We start from the raw sequence: 16,934 nt of genomic DNA, 5'->3' as shown, positions 1-16,934 counted from the left end.
GGGCCGCGGACTACCCCTGGTCCGCCGCGAAGGAGGCCATCCAGGCGAGGGCCGCGTTCCAGTTGATGGTCAGCTCGTTCGTCGACCACGACTGGATGTCGTCCACGTAGCAGAACTGGCCGGTGCAGCCCCGCAGCAGGTTCTGCGCGACCGGGTCCTGGATGCTCGAGTTCGGACCGCCCGACAGCGTGCCCGCCGGCGGGTTGGGCAGGCTCGGGTCGAGCTGGCGGGCGTACCACCGGCTGTGCTGGTTGACCGAGGTGACGTCCCCGTAGCCGGTCACGTACGAGATGTTCAGCGCGTTGCGGCCCAGGACGTAGTCCAGGCTCTGCAACGCCCCGTCGCGGTAACGGCGTTCACCGGTCAGGTCGTACGCGGTGGCGATCACGTGGGCGTTGTTGAGGATCTGCGCGTTGGAACCCCAGTCGTAGACGTTGTCCTTCGGCGCGTACGGCATGCCGTACGGGTGCTCGCGCAGGGTGGTCAGGTACTTCTCCGCCCCCTGGACCACCGAGGCGCGGACGGATCGCAGACCCGGCAGGCGGTTGGGCACGGTGGCCAGGTCCAGCCGGCCGGCCGCCGCGGTGCGCTGCCAGTCGAAGCCGAGCGGGCTCCAGATGTCCGCCGTGTGGACGGGGGACTTCAGGACGAACCGCTCGTACTCGCCGTCACCGGTGGTCAGGTACAGCTGCGCGGCCGCCCAGTAGAACTCGTCCGAGGCGTCCGTGTCCGGGTACGCGCCGCCGCCGATGCCGTCGTCGGGGTCCGGCAGGACGTCCGGGTGGGCGAGCGCGGCCCGCCACGCCGTGCGGGCGGCGTCCAGGGCCTTCTTGGCGAACGCCTTGTCGTAGGGCTTGTAGAGCCGGGCCGCCTGCGCCGCCGTCGCCGCCAGGTTCAGGGTGGCGGTGGTGGTCGGCGGGTGCAGTTCGCGCTTCTTCGGGTCCAGGTGCGGCATCAGCGGCAGCCCGGTCCACTCCGAGTCGTGGATCTTGTGGTGGGCCATGCCGGCCAGCGGCTGCCCGGCCGGCACCTGCATCCGCAGCAGGAACTCGAGCTCCCAGCGCGCCTCGTCGAGGACGTCGGGAACCTTGTTGCCGGACTCGGGGATGGCCAGGGTCCCGTCGCGCAGGGTGCCGGGGCTGCCGGTGCGGGCGTACAGGGAGCGCTCGTAGGTGCGCAGCAGCTCCCAGGTGGAGATGCCGCCGTTGACGACGTACTTGCCGTGGTCGCCGGCGTCGTACCAGCCGCCGGAGACGTCCAGCGAGTAGTCGCACACCCCCGGCTGGCAGGGCACCTCGGTGTCGCCCTGGTTGGGCTCCACACCGACGTGGCCCGCCGGGCGGCCGTAGCCCGGGCGCAGGTCCTCGCGGATCTCCTGGCCGCTGCGCTGGGTGTAGTAGAACTTCAGCGCGTCCAGCCGGAGCTTGCGGTAGGCCTCGGCGGAGATGTCGAAGGGACGGCTCGTCTCGCCGTCGGCGACCAGGACGAAGCCCTTGCCGCCGCCGCGGTAGGAGCCGAAGTCCACCGAGTGGACGTTCTCACCGGAGGAGGCGTCGGTGCCGCGCGGCACGGTCCGGCCGCGGGCCACCGTGGAGCCGGAGGCGTTCCGCAGCTCCCAGGGCAGCGCCTCGGTCGCCTCCGTCACCAGCGTGGCGTTCTTCGGCCCGTTCGGCAGGTAGGCGACCTGGTTGACGCGGACCCGCGGCCCGGTGTCCGGCTCGTACTCCTCCGGCGGCACGCCGCCCACCAGGGAGACGTCGTCCAGGCACATCTTCCAGGCGTCGGCGCTCCCGCCGGCCTGGAAGGCCACCTGCGCCCCCGCGGTGTCGGCCGGGGCGGTGAACGTGTAGCTGTAGGCGTTGCCGGAGACGCTCAGCTGCGGGCTGACCTCGAAGTAGGTGTCGTACGGCTCGGCGGCCAGGCCCACCACCGCGCGCACCACGTGGTCCGCCGGGGTGCCGGTCGCGGAGAACGACAGCCGGTACGTCTGCCCCGCCTGGAGCGTGAGGTCGTTGTGGCCGACGATCGCGTCCCAGCGGTTGGCGGTGCCGCCGGGTATCGCGGCGCACAACTCGCCGTCCTCCACGGCGGTGGTGACCCCCGCGCTGCTCCACCAGGGGTCGGTGGACGTGTCGAAGGTGCCGTTCTGGATGAGCTCGACCTCGTCGGCGCCCGCCGGGCCGGCGGGCAGGGCGAGGGCGGCCGCCAGCAGGGCCGTCACGCCGAGCAAGGTGGTTCTGCGTCGTTTCACGTCCGGGGCTCCTCGGTCGCGGTGCGGGTGGTCACGGGCGTGCCCGACCGGGCGCGGAAGCCTCTGGCGCAAGTCTCTGTGGGAGCGCTCCCATTGCCCGGTAGGCGGTCATGCTCATGCACATCTGACCCGGCGTCAATGGGATGGACGGGACGGATGCGGGGCCAGGGGGAAAACGCGTCGCCGGACCATCCGCGGGAGGGGCGGGGCACGGGAAAGCCGCCGCCGGGTCCCCGCTCGCGCGCGACGGGCGCGCGCGGGGGACCCGGCGACGGCTCGAACCGCGGAGGCGTCCGCGGTACCGCACCGGCACCGGTGCCGGAACGGGTGCCGGCACCTGTCCCGGCACCTGTCCCGGCACCGGTCCAGGTGCCGGTCCAGGTGCCGGTCTCGGCCCGGCCCGGCCCGGCCCGGCTCAGGCGATCGACGCCGAGACGATCGCCGAGACCGCCAGGTTGCAGGAGGCCGTCACCCACACGGCGGGGTGGGGCTCGGGCTCCACCAGGGTGGCGCCGAGCTTGCCCGGGGTGACCAGGTCCACCACCAGGAAGGCCACGGCCATCATCACCAGACCCAGCAGGCCGAAGACCGCCGTCGACACCAGGCCCTTGCCGAAGTCGTCGTACGTGGTCCAGATCGACGTGAACACGATGCCGCCGATGCCCAGCAGCGCGGAGCTGAGCAGCAGGGCGGCGTTGCGGTTGCGCTGCTCCCAGATCTGGCGGCCCAGCTTGCCGGGGGTCAGCAGGTCGATGAGGAAGATGCCGAGAATCAGCAGGACCACGCCCAGGGCGCCGTACGCGGCGGCCCGGCCCAGGCCTTCGATGATGTCGTTCATGAGCTGTCGGCTCCAGGGTGAGTGATCAGCGAGTTCAAGGAGAGGCAAAATCTAGCGCAGATGTTCGGCCTGCGGGCCGGGAGTGGGGCGGTCCGGTGTGGTCACCCACTGTTCGCCCGGACTTCGCCGTGGCGTCCGCGGTCGTGCGCCCGGCCGCTTGTACCGTCCCGCCATGCCGACCGACCCTTCGGTGATCCGGCTCATGGCCGTGCTCGCCGTCCTCGTCCTCGCGCCGCTCTCGCTGGCGCTGGGCCTGCGTGCCCTGCAACTCGCCGGGCTGCTGCGCCCCGCGCGCCAGGAGACCGGTCCGGTGGTCCGCCTCGCCTCCGGCCCCGCCCCGCGGCGCCCCCGCGCCGGCGGCCTCCCCGGCGCGGTCGGCTTCGCCCTCGGCTCGGTCGCGCTCGCGGCCTGCGCCGCGCTGGCCGTGCTGACGGCGGTGCGCGGGCAGGCCTGAACCTGGCGGCGGGTCAGGCCTGCCCGGCCGGTCGGGTACGACCGGCCGCCCGGTCAGCGCGTGGCGCCCTCCGGCCACACGACGGTGACGGGGAGACGCACGCCGAGCGCGTAGGCGACGGTGTCGGCGGTGCCGCCGTGGCCGCGGGCCGGCAGGCCGTCCCAGACGGCGAGCAGTTCGTCGCACAGCCCGACCAGGATCTCGCCCGCCACCTGCCGGGCCTGCGGCGTCACCGAGGCCATGCCCGTCGGGTGGACGCCCCGCGCCTGCTTGAGCAGGTCGTCGTAGACCGAGCGGTGTTCGGACGGGAGCGTCTCGCGGTAGTCGTCGGCGGGCACGACGACCTCCACCGCCGCCCCGGCGTCCAGCGCGGCCCGGGCCAGCAGGCTCTCCGGCCCTTCGGCCGCGCAGGTGACCACGGTCAGGGCGCCCGGGTCGTAACGCCTCAGTCGTTCGGCGAGCAGCTCCTGGACCTCGGAGACGATCGGGTGGCTCAGGCCGCGGTGCCCGGTGATTCCCACACGCATGACGCGATTCCTCTACACGTACGAAAGCGGAACGTGGTGTCGAACTCGCGCACCATAGCGCCGAGTCGGGGGTGCCTCGTGCCGACGGGGACCGAACTCGTCGCGGCAGCGCCATTGACACCGCCCGTCCCACCGCCGAGTCTGCCGATCGGCAACGGAGCCGGGCGACAAAGGGGTTGGGGCACCATGCGGAAGAGCCGCCGCAGAGCAGCATCCGGACTGGCCGCGCTGGGCGCGGCGGCGTTGATGGTCGGCGGGGGAGCGGCGCCCAGTCCGGCGACGCCCGCCGAACGCTACGTGGCGCTGGGGGACTCGTACACCTCCGGGCCGGGCATCCCCCGGCAGGTCGACGCCGGCTGCGCGCGCTCCGACCGCAACTACCCCTCGCTCACCGCGCGCGAGCTCCGCGTGGCCTCGTTCACGGACGTCAGCTGCGGCGGCGCGACCACAGCCGACATGTGGCGGGCGCAGGGCAGCAACCCGCCGCAGCTCACCGCGGTCTCCAGGACGACCACGCTGGTGACCGTGCAGATCGGCGGCAACGACATCGGGTTCGGCGAGATCATGGCCACCTGCGGCCGACTGGGCGCGACCGACCCGGCCGGCGCGCCCTGCACCGCGCATTGGACCGCCGGCGGCGCCGACGTGCTGGCCGACCGCATCGAGGCCGCCGCGCCGCTGGTGGAGAAGGTGCTGGACGCCGTCCACCAGCGCTCGCCGCGGGCCCGGGTGTACGTGCTGGGGTACCCGCCGATCCTGCCGGAGACGGGCCCCGGCTGCTGGCCGCAGGTGACGACGGCTGCCGGTGACGCCCCGTACCTGCGGGCCACCGCGAAGCGGCTCAACGCCATGCTGCGCCAGGTCGCGGAGCGCTCGCGGGCGCGCTACGTGGACACCTACACCCCCGCGATCGGCCACGACGCCTGCCGCCCGCCGGCCGAGCGCTGGATGGAGCCGCTCGTCCCGGCCTCCCCGGCCGCCCCCTACCACCCGAACGCGGCGGGCGAACGGGCCATGGCCGACGCGCTGCTGGAGCGGCTGGCGGAACCGGGCCGGGGTCGCCGCTGACGGCGCCTCCACGAACCCCGGGCCGGCGTTTGCCGCCCCGGGGCTCCGGCCAGGTACCGGGCATGAGCGACTTCAGATTCTCCTTCAACGTCTTCGGCCTCCCCGCACCCGACGCCTTCGACGACCTCTGCCGACGCGCCGAACGGCACGGCTACGACGTGCTGTTCGCCGCCGACCACCTCGGGATGCCCGCGCCGTTCCCGGTACCGACGGCGGCCGCGCGGGCGACCGAACGGCTGAGGGTCGGCACCCTGGTCCTCAACTCCCCCTTCTGGAACCCGGCCCTGCTCGCCCGTGACGCCGCCACCACCGACGTCCTCACCGGCGGACGGCTCGAACTCGGACTGGGATCGGGCCACATGAAGTGGGAGTTCGACGAGGCCGGCATCGCCTGGCAGGGGTTCGCCGACCGCGCGGAGCGGCTGGAGGAGACCGTCACGGAACTCGGGCGGCACTTCGCCGCCGACGGGTTCGCGCAGCAGGCGGCGATGCGGGAGGCCTACGGCATGCCCGTGCTGCGCCCGGTGCAGCGGGCCGGATTCGGCGGCTGGGGACCGCCGCTGATCATCGGCGGCACCGGGGACCGCGTGCTGCGGATCGCCGCCCGTCACGCCGACACCGTGAGCGTGGCGGGCGCGTACCAGATCAAGGGGAAGCCGCCGGGGACCTTCCGGATCGGCACCGCCGCCGAGGCCGCGGAGCGGGTGGCCTTCGCGCGTTCCTGCGCCGGGGACCGGGCCGCGAGCCTGGAGTGGCACGCGCTGGCCCAGATGGTGCTGGTGACCGACGACCGGGCCGGCGCGGCCGAGCAGGTGGTGGAGCGGTTCGGCCCGACCATGACCGTCGAGGACCTGCTGGACACGCCGTACGTCCTCATCGGCACGGTCGACGAGATGGCGGCGCAGATCCTGCGCGGCCGGGAGCGGTTCGGCTTCACCCACTACACGGTGCACAAGCCGTACATGGACGCCTTCGGCCCGGTGATCGAAGCCGTCCGCCGGGCCGAGGGCCGAGCCGGGCAGCCGTCGGCTCAGCGGCCGTCCACCGACTCCATGAAGTCGAGCATCCGGGCGTGGGTCTCCTCGGGCCGGTCGATCCAGGGACCGTGACCGGTGTCCTCCAGCACCGCCACCCGGGCGGTGGGAAGCAGCCGCCGCACGCGCTCGGCCTGCACCCCGGCCCGCACCAGCGGGCTGCGGCGGCCGAACACCAGGTGCAGGGGCACCGTGACCGAAGCCAGTTCCTCGTCGGTGAGGGGGTCGGGGGTGGGCCTGCGGGTGCGGAAGGCGCGCGCCCCGGTCTGCGCCATGTCGCGCAGTTCCGGGATCAGGAGCACCGGCTGGTCCAGCAGGGCGGCCAGACGGGGCCGGAACCGCCGGGGTGCGAAGGTGGCGAAGAGACCGGCGAAGATCCAGGCGAAGAAGCGCAGCCCCACCTTCTCCAGCCCGCCGGGGTCCAGGGCGGTCACCGAGGCCAGCCGCTCCGGGCGCAGCCGGGCCTGGTTGAGCGCCAGCCAGCCGCCGTAGGACGCGCCGACCAGGTGGACACGGTCCAGCCCCAGCCCGTCCAGCGTCTCGTCCAGCCACCGGGCGGACCGCTCCGGCCGGAAGATGTGCTCCCGCTGCACGCTGCGGCCGGCGTCGCCGGGGGTGTCCAGGGTGTAGACCGTCCGCGCGGCGGTCAGCGCGGGGGTGGCGGTGTACCACATGGCGGAGCAGGAGCCCGCCCCGTGCAGCAGCACCACGGGCGTGCGCCGCGCGGCCCCGGGATCGACGGGGTCGTACCGGTAGACGCGGGTGGTGGCGAAGGAGGTCTCCACGTCCAGCTCCTCCGCCACGGGAGCGCCCTGGGCGAAGGCGGCGTCGCAGGCGGCGAAGTAGCGGTCCCGCAGGGCCTCGTCGGCGTAGTGGCCCAGTTCGGCGGGGTCACGGGCGATGCTGACGCTCTTCGGCACGGCTGCCTCCTGCGGGTGTCGCGGTTTCGTGGTACGACCGTATCACGAACGTGGTACGGCTGTACCATCACCTGGTCCGGAGGCCCGAGGAGCGGAGCAGTCGATGCCGAGGCGTGTGGATCACGACGAGAGGCGCACCGAGATCACCGAGGCGCTGCTGCGTGCCGCGCACCGCCGAGGGCTGCACGCGGTCGGGATGCGCGACGTGGCCGCCGAGGCCGGCGTGTCGCTGAGGCTGGTGCAGTACTACTTCGACACCAAGGAGAAGCTGCTGCTGCACGGGCTGCGGCTGCTGGTCGAGCGGTTCGGTGCGCGCACGGCCGCGCGGCTGGCCGCCGGCCCGGAGGAGCCGGGGCCGCGGGAGACGGTCGAGGCGCTGCTGCTGGCCGCCCTCCCCGTCGACGAGGAGAGCCGCGTGTTCCACCACGTGTACACCGCCTACGCGGTCCTGGCCGTCACCGACGAGACGCTGGCCGCCCAGCCGTTCATCGGCGACCCCGACGCGGCGGAGGACGTCGTCGCGCGGCTGCTGGCCGAGGGGCAGGAGGCCGGCGACGTCCCGGCGGAGGTCGACGCGCGGCTGGAGGCGGTGTCCCTGCTGGCCATGTCGGCCGGACTGGGCACCGGTGTGCTCGTGGGTCAGCGCGACGTGGCGTCGGCGGTCGCGGCGATCCGGTACCGGCTCGACCGCGTCTTCACGGGCGCGGGCGCGGGCGGGGGCGGGGGCGCGGGCGGCCGGGCGGCCCCGGTGGACCCGCGGGGCCCGGCGGGCGCGGGGGAGGGGTGTTCCGGCGGCCTGCCGTAGGGCGGCTGCCGGGCGGCGGCCGTGCGGCGGGCGGACAGGGGCCGGGCGCGGCCAGGCGGCGATCCGGCAGTGAGCGGACGCTGCCGGGCGGTGGACGCGCGGCGGGCGCACGGCCGTCGGGCGGGTGCCGGGCGGGCGGTCGTGGAGCGAAGGGCGGGAAGCCGTCGGGCGGCGGTCGGGGGCCGGGCGGAAACGGTTCCGTCCGTACCCTCCCGGACAGGCGTACCGGTCGGTATGCTCCGCGGTGACTCGTCGTCGCTCCGGGAGGAAACCCGTGTCCGAGGCCATCGACTCCCGTACCGCGCTGCGGATCTGCCCGCTCTGCGAGGCCACCTGCGGACTGGTGCTCACCGTCCGGGACGGCCGGGTGACCGGCGCCCGGGGCGACCGGGAGGACGTGTTCAGCGAGGGCTTCGTCTGCCCCAAGGGCGCCGCCTTCGGCCAGCTCGACACCGACCCCGACCGGCTGCGGGCGCCCCTCGTCCGCGAGGGCGGCGAACTGCGCGAGGCCACCTGGGAGGAGGCGTTCGCCGCCGTCGCCGCCGGGCTGGCACCCGTGCTGGAGCGGCACGGCGGCGCCGCCACCGGCGTGGTGCTCGGCAACCCCAACGTGCACACCATGGCCGGAGCCCTCTACCCGCGCCTGCTGATCGGTGCGCTCGGCACCGGCAACCTCTTCACCGCCTCCACCCTCGACCAGATGCCCAAGCACGTCTCCTGCGGACTGCTCTACGGCGACCCCAACGCGATCCCGGTCCCCGACCTGGACCGCACCGACCACCTGCTGATCGTCGGGGCCAACCCGCTGGAGTCCAACGGCAGTCTGTGCACCGCCCCCGACTTCCCGGGCCGCCTCAAGGCGCTGCGCCGCCGCGGCGGCACCCTCACGGTCGTCGACCCGCGCCGCACCCGCACCGCCGCACTCGCCGACCGGCACGTGGCGATCCGCCCCGGCGCCGACGCCCTGCTGCTCGCCGCGATGGCGCACGTCCTCCTCGACGAGGGCCTCGCCGACCCCGGCGAACTCGCCGCACACCTCGAAGGGCTCGAAGAACTCCCGGCAGCGCTGCGGGAGTTCACCCCGGAGGCGGTGGCCCCCGCCTGCGACGTCGACGCCGGCACCATCCGGGAGCTGGCCCGTGAACTGGCCGCCGCGCCCACCGCCGCCGTCTACGGACGCATCGGCAGCTGCACCGTGCCGCACGGGACCCTGGCGAGCTGGCTGGTGGACGTGCTGACGATCCTCATCGGCAACCTCGACCGCCCGGGCGGCGCGATGTTCCCCCTGGCTGCCGCGAGCAGGGCACCCCGCCCCGCCGGCCCCGGCCGCGGCTTCGGCCTGGGCCGCCGGCGCTCCCGCGTCTCCGGACACCCCGAGGTCAAGGGCGAACTGCCGCTGGCCGCCCTGGCGGAGGAGATCGACACCGCCACCGACGAGGGCGAACCGATCCGCGCCCTGGTCGTCGTCGGCGCCAACCCGGTGCTCTCCGCACCCGACGGGGAGCGCCTGGACCGGGCGCTCGCCTCGCTGGACTTCATGGTGAGCGTCGACCCCTACCTCAACGAGACCTCACGCCACGCCGACGTGGTGCTGCCCCCGCCCCCGCCCGCGCAGAGCCCGCACCACGACTTCGCCCTCAACGCCCTCGCGGTGCGCAACCAGGCCCGCTACACCCGCCCCGCCGTGCCGCTCGAACCGGGCCGCATGGCGGAGAGCGAGATCCTCGCCCGCCTGGTCCTCGCCGTGGGCGGAGCACCCGCGGCCGACCCCGGGACCGTCGACACCATGGTCGTCTCCCGGACCCTCGGCCAGGCCGTCCAGGACCCGCACTCCCCGGTCCACGGCCGGGACCCGCAGGAACTCGCCGCCGCACTCACCGGCGAGGACGGCGTGGAGCGCCGCCTCGACCTGATGCTGCGCCTCGGCCCCTACGGCGACGGCTTCGGCGCCCGCCCCGGCGGACTGTCCCTCGCCACCCTGCTCGACCACCCGCACGGCGTCGACCTCGGCCCCCTCCGGCCCCGCGTCCCCGAGGTGCTGCGCACCCGCAGCGGCCGGATCGAACTGCTGCCCCGGCCGATCGCCGAGGACCTGCCCCGGCTGCGCGAGGCCCTCCGCCGGCCCGCCGACGACATGGTGCTGGTCGGACGCCGGCACCTGCGCGCCAACAACAGCTGGCTGCACAACCTCCCCGCCCTCACCGGCGGGACCAACCGCTGCACCCTGTACGTCCACCCCGAGGACGCGGCCCTCCTCGGCATCGCCGACGGCACGCCGGTACGGGTCAAGGGCGCCGGGGGAGAGGTCACCGCCCCCGCCGAGATCACCGACACGGTGCGCCGCGGCGTGGTCAGCCTGCCCCACGGCTGGGGCCACGACCGGCCCGGCACCCGCACCCGCCACGCCTCCGCCGACCCCGGCGCCAACGTCAACCAGCTCCTCGACGGCACCCTCCTCGACCCGCTCTCCGGCACCGCCGTCCTCAACGGCTTCCCGGTCACCCTCCAGCCCGCCGGCTGACCCGGAGGGCACGGGTGACGCGCCACGCGGCCGGAGCAGCCGGACGGGCCGCCCCGGCCGCCCCGTGCCAGGGTGGAGACCGTTCGTTCACGGCCGGGACAGGAGCGGGACGGGAGGCGGGGTGCACCGCGCGAGGCAGGAGCACGTCCGGCGGGCGCACCGCGCCGCACGCGCCGGGAGGCGGACGCGGTGAGCGAGCAGCAGCCACGGGGCGAGGCGGTGCCCTTCGCCGACCTGCGACGGCGCCTGGACACCGAGATGGACCAGATCGCCGGGCAGCTGCGGGCACTCGCCCTCACCAAGGAACGCCTCCAGAGCCTGCTCGACGCAGTGCTCGCCATCACCGGCGAGCTCGAACTCGACGAGGTGCTGCGCCGCATCGTCACCACCGCGATGCACCTGTGCGACGCCCGCTACGGCGCGCTCGGCGTCCTCGACGAGGAGGGCGACCACCTCGAGGAGTTCATCACCGTCGGACTCGACGAGGAGGAGTACCGGGCGCTCGCCGGCATCGACTTCCCGCACGGCGAAGGCGTCCTCGGCCTGCTCATCCGGAACCCGGAACCGCTGCGGCTGGACGACATCGCCGGCCACCCCGCCTCGGTCGGCTATCCCCCCGGCCACCCGCACATGCGGACCCTCCTGGGCGTCGCCATCAGCGTCCGCGGCGAGATCTACGGCGACCTCTACCTTTCCGAACGCCTCGACGGCCGCCCCTTCGACCACGCCGACCAGGAGGTGCTGGTCGCCCTGGCCAGCGCCGCCGGCATGGCCATCGAGAGCGCTCGCCTCTTCGAACAGGTCCGCGACAGCGCCGAGACCTTCCAGCGCCTGCTGCTCCCCACCCTGCCCGACCTCGGCCCGCACACCGCCGCCACCGTCTACCGCCCGGCGCTGGAGCCCAACCACCTCGGCGGCGACTGGTACGACGCGATGCGGCTGCCGGACGGCGCGCTGGGCATCGTCATCGGCGACGTCTACGGCCACGACCTGCCGGCCGCCGCGACCATGTCGCAGATCCGCAACATGCTGCGCGCCCTGTTCTACGACCGCCGCACCCCGCCCAGCGACGTCCTGCGGCAACTCGACGTCACCGTGGAGGCGGGCACCGACCAGCCGGTGACCACCGTGCTGGTCGCACGGGTGGAGGCCGCCGGGGGCGAGTGGGTGCTGCACTGGAGCGCCGCAGGCCACTTCCCGCCGCTTGTGATCATGCCCGACGGCCACGCCGAGTACCTGCTGCACGAGCCCGGCCTCCCGCTGGGCGTCGACCCGTCGGTGCCACGCCCCGACCACCGCCGGACGCTGCCGCCCGGGGCCACGGTGGTCTTCTTCACCGACGGGCTGGTCGAGCACCCCGCCCACGCGATCGACGAGGGCCTGGACGCCCTGCTCGAACTCGCCGTGACCTATGCCGCGTTGCCGGTGGAGGAACTGGTGTGCGCGCTCGCGGACCGCCACCCCAGCGACGGACGCGACGACCTGGCCATCCTCGCGCTCCGCCTGACCGAGGGCTGAGCGTCCCCCGCACAGGGTCCCCGGTCGGCCCGCCCGCGTCAGGCCAGGGCGGGCGCCTCCGGAAGAGCCGCCCGCACGCCCCGCCGCAGCACCACCGCGCCCGCCGCCGCCACGGCCAGCGCCGCCCACGCCGCGACGGCCGGGAGCAGGTAGCCCTGCTCCGCTCCCCGACGGTCGACGAACCAGCCGGCCGCGGAGCTGCCCAGGGCGATGCCGCCGAGCAGGGCGGTGGTGGTGAGGGTCATGCCCTCGTTGATCCGCTCCCGCGGCACCAGCTCCTGCACCAGCCCGGTGCCGGTGATCATCGTGGGGGAGGTGGCCATGCCCGCGAGGAACATCAGCGGCGCCAGGGTGCCCAGACCTCCGGCCAGGGACAGCGGCAGCACCAGCAGCGCCATCCCGGCGACCCCCGCCAGGAACAGCGGCACCGGACCGCCGCGCAGCGTCAGCAGACCGAACGCCAGCCCGGACACGGCCGATCCGGCCGCCTGCAGTCCGAGCACCGCCCCCGCCAGCGAGCCGTGACCCGCGGCCTCGGTGAACGCCACGGTGACCAGCTCCAGCGACCCGAACACCGCGCCCGTGCACAGGAAGACCAGGAACACGACCCGGATCCCCGGCACGCGCAGGGGACTGGTGGAGGCCGCGCTCGCGGAACCGGCCCCGGCGCGCACCGGCGGCTCGGTACGGCGCTGGGCCGCGAACAACAGCGTGCCGGCCGAGGTCAGCAGCAGCGAGCAGAGCAGGCCCGCCCACGGCGCGACCGCCGTCGCCAGCCCGACGGCCAGCACCGGCCCCAGCACGAAGCACAGCTCGTCCAGCACCTGCTCGAAGGAGTTGGCCCGGTGCATCGCCGAGGCGTCCCCGTCATGGAGCTCCGCCCAGCGGGCCCGCGCCATCGCCCCCACGTTCGGGGCGGTGGTGGACAGCACGTTGGCGGTGACCAGCGCCCAGGCGGGCGCGCCGAGCACCGCGCAGACCACCAGCACGGCGGTCCACGACGACGCCCACAACGCGGCCGGCACCGCCACCCGCGCCTGCCCGAACCGGTCGACCAGCCGGGCCAGCAGCGGCAGGGTCACCAGGGTGGTGACCAGGGACGCCCCGGTCACCAGGCCGGCCAGGCCGTAGGAGCCGTGCGTCGACGACACGAGCACCACCGTGCCGACGCCCTGCATGGCGAGGGCCAGCCGGGCGAGGAACCCGGCCCCGGTGAACGCGGCCGTCCCCCTGGTGGCGAACAGACGGCGGTAAGGGGCGGGGACCAGACGCACGGCGACTCCGGTGGGGGCGGGGACGGACCGCGCGATCCTGCCACGCGGCCCGCGCCGTGAGCGAACGATTTCCCGGCGGACGACGGCGACGGCAGCGGCAGCGGCAGCGCACCACGCGGAGGGCCGCGCGGTGTCAATCCCCGTCGAGCAGCCGGACGGCCCCCGTCGGGCAGGTCGCCGCCGCCTCCCGCACCGCGGCGGCGTGCCGCTCCCCGGGCTCCGGGTCCAGCAGGAGCACCAGCCCGTCCTGGTCCCCCTGGTCGAACACCTCGGGCGCCAGCATCGCGCACTGTCCGGCGCCGCAGCACACGCCCCGGTCGACGCTCACCTTCACGGACGAAGTCCTCTCCCCGGACGTCACCAGCGGACCGGCAGCTCGGTCAGGGCGGTGACGATCAGCCCTTCCTCGAGCTGCAACTCCTCCACGGATGCGGCCAGTTCCAGTCCGGGAAGCCGCCGCAGCATCACCTCCAGCACCACCTGCATCTCGGTGCGGGCCAGCGCCTGACCGACACAGGAGTGCGGGCCGACGCCGAAGGAGATGTGCGGGTTGGGGCTGCGGTCCAGGACCATCTCGTCCGCCCGCTCGAAGACGGTCTCGTCCCGGTTGGCGGCCGCCATGCTCAGCATCACCGTGGTCCCGGCCCGCAGCACGGCGTCGCCGACCTCCACGTCCTCGCTGATGAACCGGGGCAGTCCCAGGCCGAGTTGGGCGTCGTACCGCAGCGCCTCCTCGACCGTGGTGCGGATCAGCGAGCGGTCGGCGAGCAGGGCCTCCCACCGCGTGCGGTCCGCCAGCAGGAACGCCGTCATCTTGCCGATGCTGTTCGCGGTGGTCTCGTGCCCGGCCGCGAGCAGCGCCTTCGCCGTGTCCAGCAGGTCGTCAGCGGGCATGCGGTACCCGGCGTCGTTGGTCTGCACGATCAGGTTGCTGATGATGTCGTCCCGCGGATCGCTCCGCTTGGCCTCGATGTGGCCGAGCATGTAGGCGTCGAACTCGGCGGTCGAGGCGGCGGCCTCCTCCCGGGAGAACCGGCTGTAGTTCATCATCACGTTGGACCAGTGGGCGAACCGGTCCCGGTCCCCGTCCGGCACGCCCAGCATGGAGCAGATCACCCGGACCGGCAGCGGGAAGGCCAGACGGGCGACGAGGTCGGCAGGCGCCCCCTCCCCGGCCATGGCGTCGATCAGGTCCTCCGCCATCCGCTCGATCTCGGGCCGCAGCGCGGTCATCCGCTTGGCGGTGAACCAGCGGCTGACCATGCGCCGCCACTGCTCGTGGGCCTCGCCGGCCGCCGCCATGCTCTTGGACTCGCTCTGGCTGTACAGGTCCGTGCCGTCCGCGCTGAGGCTCACCGCTCCCTCCGCGGACAGGTCACGCGTGAAGCGCGGATCGCCGGTGACCGCACGGACGTCCGCGTACCGGGTGAGCAGCGTCATCTCGCCGCCGCCCACGGAGATCCGGGCGTGCGGGCACTTCGCCCGCAGGTCGGCGAACTCGGCCGGCGGCTCGAGCGCGGACTGCCAGGGAAACGGGTAACTCAGCGGTGCTGCTGCGTCGTCCACCGACATGGCCGCCTCCGGAAGCGTCGGGAGTGAGATGTCGCGTCACCCTAGGAACGCCCCCGGGCCGCCGCCAGGGAGCCACTTCGGCCGCGCGGCCGGTTCCGGCGGCCGGGCGGAGTGCCCGCCGGGACGGAACCACGCGGTCCACCGGCGCCCGACGGCCTGACCGGGGGCGTCGGAAGCCGGGCCCGCCCCACCGGCGCGCCGCGGATCCGCCCGACTTTGGCCGGAACCGATGCCCGTGGCCGTCCCGCTCAGCCCTTGTCCGCGCCGCTGGTGAGTCCTTCGGTCAGCAGGCGTTCCGCCGCGAAGAAGAGGACGACCACCGGGATCGTCAGCACCACCGAACCGGCCATCAGGACCGTCTTGGGGACCTCCACGCCGTCGGCGAGCTGGGCCAGGCCCAGCGAGACGGTCCACTTCTCCGGATCGGCCGCCAGGAACAGCAGGGCGAACAGGAACTCGTTCCAGGCGATCATGAACACGTACAGGCCGGTGGCCATCAGCGACGGGACGGCCAGCGGCAGCACCACCTTGCGCACCGCCCGGAGCCGGGTGCAGCCGTCCAGCGCCGCCGCCTCCTCCACCGACACGGGCACCGTGACCAGGTAGTTCTTCAGCATGTACACCGAGACGGGCACCGTCTGCGCCACGTACACGACCGCCAGCCCCACCAGACTCGAGGACAGCCCCAGCCGCGCGAAGATCACGAACAGCGGCACGGCCAGCAGGGTGGCCGGGAACATGTACACCGCGAGGAAGAGCGCGCTCACCTGGCGCCGCCCGAAGAACCGCAGCCGGCTCACCGCGTAGGCGCCCGGCACCGACGCCAGCAGCGTCAGCGCCACCGTCCCCAGCGACACCAGTGCCGAGTTGAGGAGGAAACGCAGGAAGCCCTGACCACCGGCGTCCGAGGACCGCAGCACGTCGCGGTAGGTGGACACCGTGAAGTCCTCGGCCGCCACCCAGAACGCGCCGGGGTCCAGCAGCAGCGCGTCGATCGGCTTCACCGACAGCAGCACCATGTACAGGAACGGCACCACCGTGATCAGCGCCAGCAGCAGGATCACCACCGGCCGCACCACCGCGAACAGCCGTTCCTCGAACCGGGCGCGGGACATCCGGGCGCGGGGCATCCGGGCGCGGGGCATCCGGGCGCGGGGCATGCTCACGACTCCTCCTCCTGCGCCTTGTCGCCGAAGAACCGGAAGTAGAGCCCGAGCAGCACCATCAGCGAGGCCGCCAGCACCAGCGCCTGCGCCGCGGCGGCGCCCACGTCGAAGCGCGCGGTGAGGAAGTCGTAGACCCGCACGGCCGCCACGTCGGTGCCCGCGCCGCCACCCGTCAGCAGGTAGACGTCGTCGAACTTGTTGAACGTCATGATGAACCGCAGCACGCACAGCAGCGCGAGCACCGGCGTCAGCTGCGGCAGCAGCACGTACCGGAACCGCTGGGTCGGCGTCGCCCCGTCGACCGTGGCCGCCTCCTCCAGGGTGGCCGGCACCGCCTGGAGCCGGGCCAGCACGAACAGGAACGCGAACGGGAAGTACCGCCAGCACTCGAAGGCGATCACCGTGAGCAGCGCCAGCGGGATGTCGACGTGGACGCCGAACAGGCCCACCTCGTAGCGGCGGGTGGAGAGGAAGGCGATCGGGTCGTCCCAGCCGAGCAGCCGGCCGCCCCAGGCGTTGACGATGCCGTACTGCGGGGAGAGGGCCACCTCCCAGACGAACGCCACCGCGACCACCGGCGCGACGTACGGCAGCAGCATCGCCGCGCGCAGCAGCCCCCGCCCCCGGAACCGGCGCCGCAGGGCCAGCGCGGCGACCAGGCCCAGCAGGATCGAACCGGCCGTGCCGCCCACCGTGTAGACCAGCGTCACCCACAGGCTCTCCCAGAAGCCCGTCGAGCCGAACACCTCGGAGAAGTTCTCCAGCGTCCAGTCGCCCAGCAGCCCCATGCCCTGGATGTCGACCAGCCGGGCGTCCTGGAAGGCCAGCAGCACCGTCCAGAGGATCGGAAGCGCCACGACCACCAGCACCACCACGAAGGTGGGCGAGACGAAGGCGAGGCCGGCCCGGTTGGCCCGCCGGCTCGCCGTCATCGGACGCTCGCGCCGGGGGACACGTCGGGGGACGCGCCGGGGGGCGTGCCGCCC

15 protein-coding genes are annotated in these 16,934 nt (G+C 74.1%); 6 read left to right on the top strand and 9 right to left on the bottom strand.

What is annotated here, in order from left to right; translation table 11 throughout:
- Positions 1-10: 10 nt before the first annotated feature.
- Both ACWD3O_RS17985 and ACWD3O_RS17980 read right to left on the bottom strand, forming a co-directional pair.
- Positions 11-2,251 (bottom strand): glycoside hydrolase family 9 protein, encoded by a 2,241-nt coding sequence (locus ACWD3O_RS17985; RefSeq protein WP_451416509.1) that lies wholly within the window; start codon positions 2,249-2,251, stop codon positions 11-13.
- Positions 2,252-2,666: 415 nt separating this feature from the next.
- Positions 2,667-3,089 carry a DUF350 domain-containing protein gene (locus ACWD3O_RS17980; RefSeq protein WP_451413604.1) on the bottom strand — a complete coding sequence of 141 codons (423 nt, stop codon included), beginning with the start codon at positions 3,087-3,089 and terminating at the stop codon, positions 2,667-2,669.
- Positions 3,090-3,261: 172 nt separating this feature from the next.
- On the opposite strand from ACWD3O_RS17980, the gene ACWD3O_RS17975 reads away from it, so the two are divergent.
- Complete coding sequence (locus ACWD3O_RS17975) at positions 3,262-3,543, top strand: hypothetical protein (RefSeq protein WP_451416508.1); 282 nt, start codon at positions 3,262-3,264, stop codon at positions 3,541-3,543.
- 53 nt (positions 3,544-3,596) lie between these two features.
- On the opposite strand, the gene ACWD3O_RS17970 is transcribed toward ACWD3O_RS17975, so the two are convergent.
- The gene (locus ACWD3O_RS17970; RefSeq protein ID WP_451416507.1) at positions 3,597-4,070 is read right to left on the bottom strand and encodes a hypothetical protein; all 474 of its coding nucleotides are present in this window, start codon (positions 4,068-4,070) and stop codon (positions 3,597-3,599) included.
- A 186-nt stretch (positions 4,071-4,256) separates the two neighbouring features.
- Between ACWD3O_RS17970 and ACWD3O_RS17965 the strand changes: the two genes are divergently transcribed.
- Both ACWD3O_RS17965 and ACWD3O_RS17960 read left to right on the top strand, forming a co-directional pair.
- The gene (locus ACWD3O_RS17965) at positions 4,257-5,138 is read left to right on the top strand and encodes an SGNH/GDSL hydrolase family protein (RefSeq protein WP_451413607.1); all 882 of its coding nucleotides are present in this window, start codon (positions 4,257-4,259) and stop codon (positions 5,136-5,138) included.
- Positions 5,139-5,200: 62 nt separating this feature from the next.
- The gene (locus ACWD3O_RS17960) at positions 5,201-6,247 is read left to right on the top strand and encodes an LLM class F420-dependent oxidoreductase (RefSeq protein ID WP_451416506.1); all 1,047 of its coding nucleotides are present in this window, start codon (positions 5,201-5,203) and stop codon (positions 6,245-6,247) included.
- Here ACWD3O_RS17960 and ACWD3O_RS17955 read toward each other — a convergent pair.
- Complete coding sequence (locus ACWD3O_RS17955; protein WP_451416505.1) at positions 6,169-7,092, bottom strand: alpha/beta fold hydrolase; 924 nt, start codon at positions 7,090-7,092, stop codon at positions 6,169-6,171. The genes ACWD3O_RS17960 and ACWD3O_RS17955 overlap by 79 nt on opposite strands.
- A 103-nt stretch (positions 7,093-7,195) precedes the next feature.
- Between ACWD3O_RS17955 and ACWD3O_RS17950 the strand changes: the two genes are divergently transcribed.
- The 3 genes from ACWD3O_RS17950 (at position 7,196) to ACWD3O_RS17940 (ending at position 11,936) form a co-directional block, all read left to right on the top strand.
- Entirely contained in the window at positions 7,196-7,897 is a 702-nt protein-coding gene (locus ACWD3O_RS17950) for a TetR/AcrR family transcriptional regulator (RefSeq protein ID WP_451416504.1), read from the top strand.
- Between the two features lie 274 nt (positions 7,898-8,171).
- Positions 8,172-10,418, top strand: a complete 2,247-nt coding sequence (locus ACWD3O_RS17945) for a molybdopterin-dependent oxidoreductase (RefSeq protein WP_451416503.1) — start codon at positions 8,172-8,174, stop codon at positions 10,416-10,418.
- 258 nt (positions 10,419-10,676) lie between these two features.
- Positions 10,677-11,936 (top strand): PP2C family protein-serine/threonine phosphatase, encoded by a 1,260-nt coding sequence (locus tag ACWD3O_RS17940; RefSeq protein WP_451416597.1) that lies wholly within the window; start codon positions 10,677-10,679, stop codon positions 11,934-11,936.
- A 38-nt stretch (positions 11,937-11,974) separates the two neighbouring features.
- Here the strand turns inward: ACWD3O_RS17940 and ACWD3O_RS17935 are convergent, their stop codons facing one another.
- The 5 genes from ACWD3O_RS17935 to ACWD3O_RS17915 form a co-directional block, all read right to left on the bottom strand.
- On the bottom strand, positions 11,975-13,210 hold the full coding sequence (locus ACWD3O_RS17935) for an MFS transporter (RefSeq protein WP_451413613.1): 1,236 nt from the start codon (positions 13,208-13,210) through the stop codon (positions 11,975-11,977).
- Positions 13,211-13,343: 133 nt separating this feature from the next.
- On the bottom strand, positions 13,344-13,544 hold the full coding sequence (locus ACWD3O_RS17930) for a ferredoxin (protein WP_451413614.1): 201 nt from the start codon (positions 13,542-13,544) through the stop codon (positions 13,344-13,346).
- 23 nt (positions 13,545-13,567) lie between these two features.
- A complete protein-coding gene (locus ACWD3O_RS17925) occupies positions 13,568-14,782 on the bottom strand; it encodes a cytochrome P450 (RefSeq protein ID WP_451416502.1) in 1,215 nt (404 codons plus the stop codon).
- A gap of 248 nt (positions 14,783-15,030) precedes the next feature.
- Positions 15,031-15,897: a carbohydrate ABC transporter permease gene (locus tag ACWD3O_RS17920; RefSeq protein ID WP_451416596.1), complete on the bottom strand. Its 867-nt coding sequence runs from the start codon at positions 15,895-15,897 to the stop codon at positions 15,031-15,033.
- Positions 15,898-15,944: 47 nt separating this feature from the next.
- The gene (locus ACWD3O_RS17915) at positions 15,945-16,880 is read right to left on the bottom strand and encodes a carbohydrate ABC transporter permease (protein WP_451413616.1); all 936 of its coding nucleotides are present in this window, start codon (positions 16,878-16,880) and stop codon (positions 15,945-15,947) included.
- Between the last annotated feature and the right edge of the window lie 54 nt (positions 16,881-16,934).

Source organism: Streptomyces sp. NPDC002640, assembly GCF_053592575.1.
Note: the sequence above shows the minus strand (reverse complement) of the source record. Positions and strands in the feature narration are given on the sequence as shown.

Excerpts from the sequence above, each read along its gene's own strand:
- ACWD3O_RS17980 (WP_451413604.1), bottom strand. The coding sequence starts at position 3,089 with ATGAACGACATCATCGAAGGCCTGGGCCGGGCCGCCGCGTACGGCGCC.
- ACWD3O_RS17975 (WP_451416508.1), top strand. The coding sequence starts at position 3,262 with ATGCCGACCGACCCTTCGGTGATCCGGCTCATGGCCGTGCTCGCCGTC.
- ACWD3O_RS17970 (WP_451416507.1), bottom strand. The coding sequence starts at position 4,070 with ATGCGTGTGGGAATCACCGGGCACCGCGGCCTGAGCCACCCGATCGTC.
- ACWD3O_RS17965 (WP_451413607.1), top strand. The coding sequence starts at position 4,257 with ATGCGGAAGAGCCGCCGCAGAGCAGCATCCGGACTGGCCGCGCTGGGC.
- ACWD3O_RS17960 (WP_451416506.1), top strand. The coding sequence starts at position 5,201 with ATGAGCGACTTCAGATTCTCCTTCAACGTCTTCGGCCTCCCCGCACCC.
- ACWD3O_RS17950 (WP_451416504.1), top strand. The coding sequence starts at position 7,196 with ATGCCGAGGCGTGTGGATCACGACGAGAGGCGCACCGAGATCACCGAG.
- ACWD3O_RS17940 (WP_451416597.1), top strand. The coding sequence starts at position 10,677 with ATGGACCAGATCGCCGGGCAGCTGCGGGCACTCGCCCTCACCAAGGAA.
- ACWD3O_RS17925 (WP_451416502.1), bottom strand. The coding sequence starts at position 14,782 with ATGTCGGTGGACGACGCAGCAGCACCGCTGAGTTACCCGTTTCCCTGG.
- ACWD3O_RS17920 (WP_451416596.1), bottom strand. The coding sequence starts at position 15,897 with ATGTCCCGCGCCCGGTTCGAGGAACGGCTGTTCGCGGTGGTGCGGCCG.
- ACWD3O_RS17915 (WP_451413616.1), bottom strand. The coding sequence starts at position 16,880 with ATGACGGCGAGCCGGCGGGCCAACCGGGCCGGCCTCGCCTTCGTCTCG.